The sequence below is a fragment of the Flavobacterium algoritolerans genome (assembly GCF_030010385.1).
Lineage (GTDB): Bacteria > Bacteroidota > Bacteroidia > Flavobacteriales > Flavobacteriaceae > Flavobacterium > Flavobacterium algoritolerans.
Genome location: NZ_JASCRZ010000003.1, coordinates 413,610 through 426,845 on the forward strand (window position 1 = coordinate 413,610; position 13,236 = coordinate 426,845).

The 13,236-nt window shown below is 34.7% G+C and carries 13 protein-coding genes; 8 read left to right on the top strand and 5 right to left on the bottom strand.

Going from position 1 to position 13,236, the window contains the following annotated elements; genetic code table 11:
- Positions 1-28: 28 nt before the first annotated feature.
- Positions 29-940: a transcription antitermination factor NusB gene (gene nusB, locus QLS65_RS09600; RefSeq protein ID WP_121343287.1), complete on the bottom strand. Its 912-nt coding sequence runs from the start codon at positions 938-940 to the stop codon at positions 29-31.
- 185 nt (positions 941-1,125) lie between these two features.
- Entirely contained in the window at positions 1,126-2,232 is a 1,107-nt protein-coding gene (locus QLS65_RS09605; RefSeq protein WP_282717102.1) for a Glu/Leu/Phe/Val family dehydrogenase, read from the bottom strand.
- Positions 2,233-2,432: 200 nt separating this feature from the next.
- On the opposite strand from QLS65_RS09605, the gene QLS65_RS09610 reads away from it, so the two are divergent.
- From QLS65_RS09610 to QLS65_RS09630, 5 genes are all read left to right on the top strand, one after another.
- Positions 2,433-4,193, top strand: a complete 1,761-nt coding sequence (locus QLS65_RS09610; protein WP_121341447.1) for an ABC transporter ATP-binding protein — start codon at positions 2,433-2,435, stop codon at positions 4,191-4,193.
- 71 nt (positions 4,194-4,264) lie between these two features.
- Positions 4,265-4,645, top strand: coding sequence for a PUR family DNA/RNA-binding protein (locus tag QLS65_RS09615; protein WP_099715976.1), 381 nt, complete (start codon positions 4,265-4,267; stop codon positions 4,643-4,645).
- 90 nt (positions 4,646-4,735) lie between these two features.
- Complete coding sequence (locus QLS65_RS09620; RefSeq protein ID WP_282717104.1) at positions 4,736-5,560, top strand: alpha/beta hydrolase; 825 nt, start codon at positions 4,736-4,738, stop codon at positions 5,558-5,560.
- A 5-nt stretch (positions 5,561-5,565) separates the two neighbouring features.
- Positions 5,566-6,390 (top strand): sulfurtransferase, encoded by an 825-nt coding sequence (locus tag QLS65_RS09625; protein ID WP_282717105.1) that lies wholly within the window; start codon positions 5,566-5,568, stop codon positions 6,388-6,390.
- A 16-nt stretch (positions 6,391-6,406) separates the two neighbouring features.
- Positions 6,407-6,955 carry an RBBP9/YdeN family alpha/beta hydrolase gene (locus tag QLS65_RS09630; protein ID WP_282717106.1) on the top strand — a complete coding sequence of 183 codons (549 nt, stop codon included), beginning with the start codon at positions 6,407-6,409 and terminating at the stop codon, positions 6,953-6,955.
- A gap of 4 nt (positions 6,956-6,959) precedes the next feature.
- Here the strand turns inward: QLS65_RS09630 and QLS65_RS09635 are convergent, their stop codons facing one another.
- Positions 6,960-7,298 carry a tRNA-binding protein gene (locus QLS65_RS09635; RefSeq protein ID WP_282712269.1) on the bottom strand — a complete coding sequence of 113 codons (339 nt, stop codon included), beginning with the start codon at positions 7,296-7,298 and terminating at the stop codon, positions 6,960-6,962.
- Positions 7,299-7,446: 148 nt separating this feature from the next.
- On the opposite strand from QLS65_RS09635, the gene QLS65_RS09640 reads away from it, so the two are divergent.
- On the top strand, positions 7,447-8,325 hold the full coding sequence (locus tag QLS65_RS09640; protein WP_345959602.1) for an alpha/beta fold hydrolase: 879 nt from the start codon (positions 7,447-7,449) through the stop codon (positions 8,323-8,325).
- A 101-nt stretch (positions 8,326-8,426) separates the two neighbouring features.
- Here the strand turns inward: QLS65_RS09640 and QLS65_RS09645 are convergent, their stop codons facing one another.
- Positions 8,427-9,359 (bottom strand): peptidylprolyl isomerase, encoded by a 933-nt coding sequence (locus QLS65_RS09645; protein ID WP_282712271.1) that lies wholly within the window; start codon positions 9,357-9,359, stop codon positions 8,427-8,429.
- 307 nt (positions 9,360-9,666) lie between these two features.
- On the bottom strand, positions 9,667-11,697 hold the full coding sequence (locus QLS65_RS09650; RefSeq protein WP_428831875.1) for a M3 family metallopeptidase: 2,031 nt from the start codon (positions 11,695-11,697) through the stop codon (positions 9,667-9,669).
- Positions 11,698-11,999: 302 nt separating this feature from the next.
- Here QLS65_RS09650 and trmD point away from each other — a divergent pair, with 302 nt between their 5' ends.
- Positions 12,000-12,677: a tRNA (guanosine(37)-N1)-methyltransferase TrmD gene (gene trmD / locus QLS65_RS09655; RefSeq protein WP_074723946.1), complete on the top strand. Its 678-nt coding sequence runs from the start codon at positions 12,000-12,002 to the stop codon at positions 12,675-12,677.
- 172 nt (positions 12,678-12,849) lie between these two features.
- On the top strand, positions 12,850-13,200 hold the full coding sequence (gene rplS, locus QLS65_RS09660; protein ID WP_073354306.1) for a 50S ribosomal protein L19: 351 nt from the start codon (positions 12,850-12,852) through the stop codon (positions 13,198-13,200).
- The last annotated feature ends 36 nt before the right edge of the window (positions 13,201-13,236 follow it).

The window sequence follows — 13,236 nt, forward strand, 5'->3', positions numbered from 1 at the left end:
TTTAAATTCTTTTTTTATTAGTTAATTATTACATTAAACCACGACCAGCTTTAATGATTCTTTTGCTGGATTCCAGTTCTTTTACTAAATTGTCTAAAATTCCGTTGATAAAAATACTACTTTTTGGCGTAGAATATTCTTTGGCAACTTCTAAATATTCGTTAAGAGTTACTTTTACTGGTATAGATGGGAATTTCAAAAATTCACAGATTGCCATTTTAAGAATAATGGTGTCAATTTCGGCAATTCTTTCAGTATCCCAATTTGGTGTTTTATCAAGGTATTCTTTTGCTAATTCCGTTTCGTTTAAGACTGTTTTTCTGAACAAATCTTTAACAAAATCCTTATCCTCATTGTCTTTATACAATTTTGGAACTCTAAAATTATCATCTTCACCAGATTTAATGGCTTTCAATTGCTTGATAATATGCGTATTCACTAATGGAATATCATCAACCCAAGTTAACTTATCATCCTCTAAATATTCGTATAATTTTTCATTTGGAACAATTACATCCATGAATAAATCAACGATAAACTGTCTGTCTTCTTCAAATGTATTTACTGAATTACTCATGTAATCCGCATACAATTTACTAGCTTTTACGTCATTCAAAAGCAGTAAGATATAATCATCGTTTAAAGACCAATTATTGATTTTACGGTTTTCCAGCGCAATACTTAATGAATTGTTTTCGGCAAGGATTTGAAAGATTCTGTTTTTGATGAACTTTTCGTTGGGTTTACGTTCCTCAGGAGTTGCTAGATGTTTCAAACTAGATTTATGTAAAAAGACAGTTTCTGTTTTACAAATTTCAATCAGGGAAGAAAGCATTATAAGGTATAAATCTTGAATATTGTCGATACTGTAAAAAAGGAATTTTTCTTCTTTTTCCAGATTATCTGAACCGCTTTGATGCATCGCATAAATGGATTGCATTACTTTAACGCGAATGTGTCTTCTATTTACCACCTTGTAAGAACTTTTATTAATTAGTCTGCAAAAATAAGTATTTCATTTTTTAAAATAAAATATATAATCGCTTATTTTAAAGTTTTCAATCAGCAGCATTCAGTGAACGGTAATAAATTGCTCACTGAATACTGATAACTGAGTACTATTTTTTACTTTTTACTGTTTTCTATTTTTCTTTGATTGATGCGATTTTGAGCAATAGTCAAAGCAGCATGATGTGTTGTCATCTTGTTAGCAATGGCAAAATCAAATATTTCTAATGTAGTGTTATAGATATTTTCTGTTTTACGCATAATCTCCACTTTGTCATAATGCGCTAATTCAGCATACACATTGATAATTCCACCTGCATTAATCAAGAAATCCGGAGCATAAAGAATACCTCTTTCCTGTAGAATTGCACCATGAACATTCTCATCAGCCAATTGATTATTAGCAGCACCAGCAATTACTTTTGCTTTAATTTTATAAACTGTATTGTCATTTAATGTTGCTCCCATCGCACAAGGCGCATAAATATCAACATCTGCACTGTACAAATCGTCTCCTCTGAAAATTTCTGCATTGTATTTCGCTCCCACTTCATACAATCTATCTTCGTTGATATCCGAAATGGTTACTATTACTCCTTCTTTTGTCAAATAATCAACTAAAGTTTCGCCAACGTGACCAATTCCTTGAACCAAAACTTTCTTGCCACTCAAAACATCAGAACCAAATTGTTGTTTCGCAGCCGCTTTCATACCTAAATACACACCGTAAGCTGTAACAGGTGATGGATTCCCAGAACCACCTCTTGATTCAGAAATTCCGGTAACATAAGGCGTTACATCTCTAACGATATCCATATCTGCGGTTTCCATTCCTACATCTTCAGCCGTAATATATCTTCCGCTTAAAGAATGTACAAATTCACCAAACTTACGCATCAACTCAGGAGTTTTTTGCGTTTTAGCATCTCCAATAATCACTGCTTTTCCTCCACCAATATTCAATCCTGTAATCGCTGCCTTATAAGTCATACCGCGAGAAAGACGCAATACATCGTTCAATGCTTCCCATTCATTTGCATAATTATACATTCGAGTACCACCTAAAGCTGGTCCCATAACCGAATTATGAATACCAATAATTGCTTTTAAACCTGTATCTTTGTCGTTGCAAAATACAATTTGTTCGTGATCATCAAATGATAATTGACCAAAAACGGGATCCATTTTTTGAAGTTCCTTTCCAGTTGTGAAAGCTGCATTCATAGTGTAAGTTTTTATAGTGATAAATTACGAATTCGTCAAAAAGACAATCCAAATTTAAACAAAAAATGAATATGTATTGATTTTTTGTTTAAAAATTATGAAATCAATAATTTAACTCACTGGCAATTCAACACTGAAATTATTAAAAAATACAATTATTTTAAAAAATAAAATCATTTCAACACAGAATATCTTAAAAAATGAAAGAATTACGTTATTTAAATAAATATTTCGTCAAATACAAATACAGCTTCTTACTGGGAATTATTTTTACCATTATCGCACAAATATTCATGCTTTTCACACCCAAGTTGATTAGCAAATCATTCAAGGTCATTGAGGCTTTCGCCAAAGATAAAACCGTAGCCAAATCAGTTATTCACGAAGAATTAATTTCGAATATCCTATTGATTATTGCTACTACGATTATTGCCGGATTTCTTACTTTCTTAATGAGACAAACTTTAATTGTGATGTCACGCCACATAGAATTTGATTTAAAAAACGAGGTATTCCGTCAATATGAGAATCTTTCGCAGAACTTCTACAAGCAAAATCGTACCGGAGATTTAATGAATCGAATCAGTGAGGACGTTTCTAAGGTAAGAATGTACGTTGGGCCAGCCGTAATGTATACCATAAATACCGTCATACGTTTTGCAATAGTCATTGTCTATATGTATAATGTATCGCCAATCCTGACCTTATACACATTGCTTCCTTTACCAATTTTATCATACGCTATTTTCAAACTGAGTTCCGAAATCAATGTAAGAAGCACCATTTTCCAACAATATTTATCTAAAGTTTCCAGTTTTTCACAAGAAATATTTTCAGGAATCCGAGTGATAAAAGCCTATTCATTAGAAAATCAACATCAAAATAACATGGTGAATTTAGCCAATGAAAGCAAAAGTAAGAGCTTGAATTTGGCCAAAGTGCAATCCTTATTTGGACCGTTAATGTTGGCGCTGATAGGAATCAGTAACTTAGTCGTAATTTATTTTGGTGGTTTAATGTACATCAACGGTTCTATAAAAAGCATTGGAACAATTGCCGAATTTATTTTATACGTCAATATGCTTACTTGGCCTGTAGCATCTTTAGGTTGGGTTTCTTCTATGGTTCAAGAGGCCGAAGCTTCTCAAAAAAGGTTGAATGAATTCCTTAAAATCGAACCGGAGATAAAAAATAAAAATCTGAATAAATCAGTGATTGAAGGTTCTATTTCTTTCGAAAATGTAAGCTATACTTACGAAGACACTAATATCAAAGCGTTGCAAAATATTTCTTTCACCGTAAAAAAAGGAGAAACTTTAGCTATTCTAGGAAAAACAGGATCTGGGAAATCAACTATTTTATCCTTAATTTCCAGGATGTATGATGTAACAGATGGAAAAATAACCATTGACGGAAGCGAAATAAGCACTGTCAATCTTTTTGATTTGCGAAACAGCATTGGTATCGTTCCGCAAGATGCATTCTTATTTTCAGACAGCATCAAGAATAACATCATGTTTGGCAAAGAGAATGCAACTATGCAAGAAGTGGAATCAGCCGCTAAAAGTGCCGTTGTCCATGACAATATTATGGGCTTTAATAAACAATACGAAACCATTCTTGGCGAAAGAGGAATTACACTTTCCGGAGGTCAAAAACAAAGGGTTTCTATTGCAAGAGCAATTATTAAGAATCCCCCTATTTTACTTTTTGACGATTGTTTATCTGCAGTAGATACAGAAACCGAAGAAACTATATTAAACAACTTGTATGAAATTTGCAAAGACAAAACAACTATAATTGTAAGCCATCGTGTCTCATCTGCTAAAAATGCCGATAGAATAATCATCATCGAAAAGGGTGAAATTATACAACAAGGTTCTCATAATCAATTGATAAATCAAGAAGGCTATTATGCCGCTTTGTATTTGAAACAACTTTCAGAAAAAGAAATGCTATAATTGTTGGATAATACATATATTTTTTAGATTTTTGAATACTACTTAACAACCATAAATTGATAGAAAGGATTATGAGAGAACATGACATGTTAGAAAAAGAAGAGATATTTTCTAAAGTTTTAAGAGCTGGAAGAAGAACTTATTTCTTTGATGTGAGAGCGACAAAAGCAGATGATTATTACATTACCATTACCGAAAGCAAAAAATTCACTGAAGAAGATGGATCATTCCATTTCAAAAAACATAAAATCTATTTATACAAAGAAGATTTTGCTGCTTTTGCAGAGATTCTTGGCGAAATGACTTCTTATGTTTTGAACCACAAAGGCGAAGAAGTAATTTCAGAAAGACACCAAAAAGATTTCAAAAAAGAATATGCATCTGAGAAATCAGATGATGAAATTATACCACAAACATCAACGTTCACTGATATTGAATTTGATGATATTTAATTTTTAGTTCCCTACTTACAAAAGTAAAAAGTCCAAAAGTCATTTGATTTTTGGACTTTTTTTGTACATTTAAAAAATAAATGATGCCAAATGAAAAACGTTTCTCTTTTTGTATTGCTATTCTTTTTCGGGTTTACTATATCAGCTCAAAAACTAGAATATACAACACAAACCAATCTTCCTTATTACACAGAAACCATCAATAAATCAGACACATACATAAAAGAACGATGTGTACTAGACGTATATTACCCAAAAAATAGTCCGGGATTTGCAACCGTGATTTGGTTTCATGGCGGTGGATTAACCGGTGGAAACAAAGAACTTCCTGAAGGACTAAAAAACCAAGGAATAGCAGTTATTTCAGTCAATTATCGCTTGGGTCCAAAAGTAAGTGCCCCAAAATATATTGAGGATGCGGCGGCGGCTGTAGCTTGGGTTTTTAAAAATATCCCTGCATTTGGTGGAGACGAATCTTTGCTATTTGTATCCGGTCATTCTGCAGGTGGATATCTGGCAAGCATGGTAGGTTTAGACAAAAAATGGCTGAACACTCAAGGAATCGATGCCAATAAAATAGCGGGTCTTATTCCTCTTAGCGGACAGGCAATTACTCATTTTTTAGTTCGAAAAGAACGCGATATTGCAGAAACACAGCCGGTAATAGATGATTTAGCACCACTTTTTCACGTTCGTGCAGATGCTCCTCCTCTATTACTAATAACCGGAGATCGTGAATTAGAAATGTTAGGCCGTTATGAAGAAAACGCTTATTTAATGCGCATGATGAAAATTGCTGGACACAAAAACACGAAACTATATGAATTAGACGGATTTGGTCACAACATGACAGAACCCGCTTTTCCTTTATTGCTTAATGAAGTCCGAAGAATTACTAAGGAAAAGAAACACTAAAACTAATGACAGAACCAATCGTAAGTGTCGCATGGCTTCAAGCTAATCTTAAAAATCCAAACGTAATAATCCTCGATGCCAGTTTAAAAGAGAATCAATCCAATTTAAAAACTGGCTTAGAAAATATCCAAATTAAAGGTGCCCGATTTTTTGACATAAAGAACACCTTCAGTGATACCGTTAATCCATTACCCAATACACTCCAGAGTCCCAAACAGTTTGAAACAGAAGCTAAAAAACTAGGAATCAATAAGAAAAGTACAATAGTAGTCTATGACAACTTGGGTATTTATTCGAGTCCAAGAGCTTGGTGGCTGTTTAAAATAATGGGACATCAAAATGTTGCTGTTTTAGATGGCGGATTACCCGAATGGGTAAAAGAAGGTTATCCTGTTGAGGAAATACCGGAAAATCCAACCTATGCCCTTGGAGATTTTGAAGCCAAATTTATCCCAGAATTAGTAAAAAGTAAAGAACAAATTCTAGAAAACATACAAACCAAAGATGCTATTTTGATTGATGCCCGTGCAGAAAACCGATTTAAAGGAATTGGCGATGAGCCCAGACCCGGATTACGAAGTGGCCATATTCCCGGTTCTATAAATATTCCGTACACACAGCTTTTACAAAACGGAAAATTTTTACCAAAAGAAGAATTAGTTACTATCTTAAAAACTGACGATAAACCGCTAATATTCACTTGCGGTTCCGGAGTTACAGCCTGTATTGATTTAATTGCCTACGAATTGATTGGTAAAAATCCGAAATCAGTCTATGATGGTTCTTGGACAGAATGGGGACAACTGGAAAATCTTCCAATAGAAAAATAGCCTAATTTATTTAAATATGGAACCAAAATTATTAATTCTAACAGGACTTGGAGATTCAGGAGAGAATCATTGGCAAAGTTATTGGCTGCGAAAATTTGACAACTCAACTAAGCTTATTCAGGATAATTGGGAAGAACCTCAACTTAATAACTGGCTTGCTAATCTCAATAAAACAATCCAAAAATTAGACACTCCAACTGTTTTAGTAGCGCATAGTCTAGCGGTTTCAATGGTTCTGCATTGGGCTTCCACCAATAGTAATCAGAATATAATAGGCGCTTTGCTCGTTGCTCCTGCGGATGTTGATTCGGCTGAACATACACCTGAGGTAACTTGGAACTTTTCTCCTATACCTAAATTAAAGCTTAATTTCCCTTCGATAGTCATCAGCAGCGAAAACGACCCTTATATTTCAATCGAAAGAGCCGAGCATTTATCCCAAAAATGGGGCAGTGATTTTATCAACATAGGCAAAAAAGGACACATCAATTCTGAGTCCAATTTAGAATATTGGGAAGAAGGGCAGTTGATTTTGCAACAATTACTAAATAAAAGGAATCCCTAATTATTTACCCAATTCGTAATCCGTTTTCTATTTTAAAATCAGGAGCCAGTAAAATCACATCGCCTTCGTCTCCAACTGCTCCCAATACCAAGCACTCGCTCATGAATTTTCCGATTTGTTTTTTAGGAAAATTGACTACGGCAACCATTTGTCGGTTGAGTAAATCTTCTTTTTGGTAACGTTTCGTTATTTGTGCGGATGTTTTTCGGATTCCGATTTCAGAACCAAAATCAATCGTCAATTGATACGCTGGTTTTCGGGCCTCAGGAAAATCATTGACTTCAAGAATAGTTCCTACACGCATTTCTACTTTTTCAAATTCAGACCAAGTCAGGTTTTCCATAGTTAGTTAATTTTATTAAACAAAGTACTAAATAACAAACCTATAAATTTTACAAGTATTTACACTAATTCTATAATACTATTTTCCGTTTATGCGCCTAATTTTACAAAAGACGAATATTAAATTCATCATGTAAATAGTAACTATTATGGGAACGAGTCAGAAAAATAGCCGTGAATCGAGAAGGGAAAATAATATTGGATTGGACATGTATATTGAAACAGCGCCAAATGTAAAATTATATGTTAAAGATTATGGCGAAGGAAAACCAGTAATTCTTATTCACGGATGGCCACTATCTAACGAAATGTGGGAGTACCAAATTGATACTTTAGTCCAAAATAACTTTAGAGTAATTACGTATGATCGTCGTGGTTTTGGTAAATCGTCACAACCTTGGGATGGCTATGATTATGACACTTTAGCAGACGACTTAAAGGCTATTATTGAGCAATTTGATTTAAAAGAAGCCACACTTGTTGGATTTTCAATGGGTGGCGGAGAAGTGGTGCGTTATTTTAGTCGTCATGGTGGAAAAGGGGTTTCTAAAGCAGTTCTTATCGCTTCGATTACACCATTTCAACTGCAAACGGATTCGAATCCAAACGGTGTTCCACAAGAAAAGTATGACGGTATGGCAACGCTAATCAAAGAAGACCGAATCAATTTTCTGGATAATTTTGGAAAAACGTTTTTTGGAGTGAGCTTTATCAGCAAACCTATAAGTACTCCTTTATTAGATTATTACAGAATGTTGTGTTCTTTTGCTTCACCACGTGCCACTTTAGAATGTGCCAAATCATTTTCTACAACCGATTTTCGTCATGAAATGGCATCTGTAAATGTTCCAACATTAATTATTCACGGTGACGAAGACAAAACCGTTCCTATTGAAATCACTTCAGAAATAGCAGCAAAATTAATCCCCGACAATAAATTTATTGTTTATGAAGGAGCACCACACGGTTTATTTTACATTGAAAAAGATAAATTAAACAACGATTTAATTGAATTTTTAAATTCCTAAATTCGGATTTTATAGACTTTATTAGTCGCGATTTATGTATTGCAAAAAAAATCCCAAAACTTTCGTTTTGGGATTTTTTAATTTTATGTGAATCGTTTAAACTATTTAACGTCCATTAATTCTACGTCAAAAATCAAAGTAGCATTTGGTGGAATTGCTCCTCCAGCACCACGAGATCCGTAACCTAAATGAGCCGGAATCACAAAACGTGCTTTATCACCTACGCGCAACAAGGCAATACCTTCGTCCCAACCTTCAATAACGTTTCCTCTACCTAATGGAAATTCAATTGGTTTTTTACGAGGATAAGAACTATCAAAAACTTTTCCGTCAGGAAGTTGTCCTGTATAATGTACAGAAACTGTTTTTCCGTTCTCTGCTTTTTTACCTTCACCTCTTTGGATGAATTGGTAACGCAAACCGCTTTCTGTTTTTTCAAAACCAGCAGCCAATTTTTCCATAGCCGCTTCAGCATCTGCTTTTAAAGCTGCATCACGCTTGTTACGAGCTCCTTTGAAAGTGATAAAAGCTTCGATTGCATTCCAATTTTCAGCTTCTTCTCCTACTCTAACAATCTCTAAAGACTCCAAAACATCCCCTTGAGCAACAGCATCAACAACATCCTGTCCTTCAACCACATGACCAAAAACAGTATGTTTGTTATCCAACCATTCTGTTGGGATGTGAGTAATGTAGAATTGAGAACCGTTTGTTCCGGGTCCTGAATTAGCCATTGCCAAAACTCCCGGACGATCGTGTTTCAAACTTGGATGAAACTCATCATCAAATTTATACCCTGGATCTCCAGTTCCTGTTCCTTGTGGACAACCACCTTGAATCATGAAATCAGGAATTACTCTGTGGAATTTTAATCCGTCATAAAATTTAACCCCTTGTGGTTTTACTTTATTTTCTAAATTTCCTTCTGCCAATCCTACGAAATTCCCCACTGTACCAGGAGTCAAATCGTGTGCTAGTTTTACTAAAATAGCACCTTTAGAGGTGTTGAATTTAGCATATATTCCGTTTTCCATGTTTTTTAATTTTTATTGAAGGGCAAATTTACGAAATTAATTTTAAAAAGGGAATTGGGAGATTCGTTGATTTGACTATTTGAAAGTTTGCAAATTATTTAGACTTTTTCAGATAATTATAATCTTTTCCGCTACGCAAATTCGGCTCTTTAATCTCATAATTCCACTACATCCTAGCCCAGATTGAAACAACATACTTTTCTTGCTTTCTTTAAGCAAGGAAAGATAGCGTGTAAAGCTGGAAATAGCTCCTAAAAAAAATGACATCCTTACGAATGTCATTTTAATTATTTATACCAAAATTTTATTATTTCACTAATAAACCCGCGTTTCTCAAATACGGTTCTATTTGCATGTCATGCCCAATAAAATCCTTGAAGGCTTTGTTTAAATCGACACTATTACCCACCGATAAAATGTATTTCCTGAAACGCTCACAATTGGCTCTTGTCATACCACCATTGGCTTGCATCCAGTCGAAAGCATTATAATCCAATGTTTTTGACCAAGTATACGCATAATATCCTGCTGAATATCCTCCACCCCAAATATGGGCAAAATAAGGCGTGTGGTATCTTGTTGGAACTTCATTTACCAACAAACCGAATTTTTGCAATGCTTCTTTTTCGAAAACTAAAGTCGGTTTGAAATCCGATTCTTTTTCGACACTATGCCAAGCCATATCTAGCGTTGCCGCTGCTAAAAGCTCCGTTACTACGTATCCTTTATTAAAGGTATCGGCTTTTTTAATTTTATCTATTAACTCCTGAGGAATGGCTTGTTTGGTTTGATAATGTATTGCATAGTTTTTTAAAACCAAAGGATCCAATGCCGCATGCTCATTGATTTGGGAAGGAAACTCTACATAATCACGCGGGACAGATGTCCCTGAAAGCGTTACATACTGCTGGTTTGCAAACAGTCCGTGTAAAGTATGTCCGAACTCATGAAACAGCGTGGTTACATCATCAAAACTAATCAAGGATGGATTTCCTCCGGCTGGTTTTGAGAAATTATATACATTGACAATAACTGGTTTTTGCATTAAATAATGCGACTGATTCACAAAATTACTCATCCAAGCACCTCCGTTTTTATTGTCTCTGGTGTAAAAATCTAAATAATATATTGCAATTGATTTTCCGTCATTATCAAATACTTCATACACTTTTACATCAGGATGATAGACCGGCAAATCATTCCTTTCTTTAAACGTGATACCATACATTTGTTGTGCTGCGAAAAACACGCCTTTTTCTAAAACAGTACCAATTTCGAAATACGGTTTTATTTGGCTTTGATCTAAATCATATTTTGCTTTACGCACTTGCTCTGAATAAAAGTTCCAATCCCAAGGCTCTAATTTAAATCCTCCGTTTTGTGAATCAATCAAATCTTGAATTTCTTTGGCTTCTACTTTTGCTTTTACAACTGCCGGACCTGCAATTTTCGCCAATAAATCCATCGCTGGTGCTGGTGATTGCGCCATTTGATCTTGTAATTTCCATTCGGCGAAACTTTTCTTGCCCATTAAATTTGCTTTTTGCAAACGCAATCTTGCCATTCGTTCTATTACTTCACGAGTATCACCATCATCATTTTTTTCGGCACGATTCCATGATGCTTTAAATATCTTTTCTCTTGTGGCTCTATTAGTAAGACTTTGCAATAATGGTTGCTGTGTCGTGTTTAACAACCCTATTAAATACTTTCCGTCTTGCCCCGCTTCTGTAGCTTTTGCTTTTGCAGCAGCGATTTCATCAGCACTTAAACCCGCTAAATCATTTACATTGTCAAATAAAACGGCTCCGTTTTTTCGGGCAATCAATAATTTATTTCCAAAGAGCGTGCTCAAACTCGCTAACTCTTCATTGATTTTTTTCATTTTATCTTTATCCGTAGCTGATAAATTTGCTCCGGCTAATTCAAATTGTTGCAAATAATACTGTGTTAATCTTTTATCCTCTCCTTTTAAAGCTGCAATATTCAATGCCTTGAAGCGATTATACAGCTTACTGTTCAAATAAATTTTATCATTATGAGCCGAAAAAATTGGAGCGTATTCCTCATCAATCGCTTGTAATGTCGGGTTAGTATTAGACCCCGTTAAATTATAAAAAACACCTGTTGCTCTCCCTAAATCCACACCACTGGTTTCTAATGCCAATACTGTATTTTGAAAAGTTGGTTTCGCCGGATTGTTTGCAATCTTTTCAATTTCTTGATCATGAATTTTTAAACCGTATTCAAAAGCAGGTTTAAAATGTTCGTCTTTGATTAAATCAAAAGTCGGTGCTTGATACTGCAACGTACTTTTTTGTAAAAGAGGATTTGTCATCTTAACAGATTTGTTTTGTGCATAGAGTGTTTCAGTTTGTATAGAAGCGACTAAAAACAAGGAACTAGCAACAATTATTTTCGAAAAAATTTGCATAATTAAGTGGTTTATTTTTAAGACATAAAAGTAGTTGAAAAAAGCATAGTATGAAATAGTGCACTAAAGAATTAATCCCTGTCAAAAGCATCATTAGCTCAGCAAAAAGCTAAAATAGTGCCTAAAAAAGTTTAATCATTGATTTGGTTATTTGAAAACCTCTGCAACTTTGTACCTTTGCACCTTTCAAACTAAGATTCAAAATTATGCGCATCGATATTGTTACCGTCCTCCCAGAATTATTGCGAAGTCCATTTGAGGCTTCAATCATGAAACGCGCTATTGACAAAGGTTTAGTAGAGGTTCATTTTCATAACTTACGGGATTACACCACAAACAGACAAAAAAGTGTAGATGATTATCCCTATGGCGGTGGTGCTGGAATGGTCATGACGGTGCAGCCTATTGATGCCTGTATTACCCATTTGAAAAGTGAAAGAACCTACGATGAGATCATTTATATGTCGCCGGACGGGGAAACCCTGAACCAGAAAATGGCGAATACGATGTCAATGTACGAAAATATCATTATTCTTTGCGGACATTATAAAGGTGTGGACCAACGCGTACGCGATCATTTTATCACCAAAGAAATATCAATTGGTGATTATGTATTGAGCGGAGGTGAATTAGGAGCTTTGGTATTATCGGATGCATTAATCCGATTGATTCCAGGTGTTTTGAGTGACGAAACCTCAGCATTGACCGATAGTTTTCAGGATGGATTATTGTCAGGACCTATATATACAAGACCAGCCGACTACAATGGATGGAAAGTTCCTGAGGTTTTGACCAGTGGTAATTTTGCTAAAATTGATAAATGGCGTGAAGATATGGCGTACGAACACACAAAGAACAGACGACCTGATTTACTGGAGGAGTAAAAATTTGTTTAAAGTTTTAGGTTTAAAGTTGGTATTCAAGAACTTCTAAACTTTAAACTAGAAAAACTTTAAACTTTAAACTTTTTTATTTACTTTTGCGCCCACATTAGTTCAACCTCTGGCGAGATCCGTGAATGTTGATTTAATACAAACCATAATTAAAAAAATTATCATGGCAGATTTAATGAAATTCGTTCAAGACGAATTCGTAACAAGAAAAGAATTCCCAGTTTTTGCAGCTGGAGACACTATCACCGTTTACTACGAAATTAGAGAGGGTGAAAAAACTAGAACTCAGTTTTTCAAAGGAGTTGTTATTCAAAGAAGAGGTTCTGCTAATACAGAAACTTTTACTATCCGTAAAATGTCAGGAGCTATTGGAGTTGAGCGTATCTTCCCAGTAAATCTTCCTGCTTTACAAAAAATTGAAATCAATAAGAAAGGTGCTGTACGTAGAGCTAGAATTTTCTACTTCAGAGAACTTACTGGTAAAAAAGCTAAAATTAAAGATAAAAGAAGATAGTTTACTGTCTCTTTATTATAAAAGTCCCAACATTGT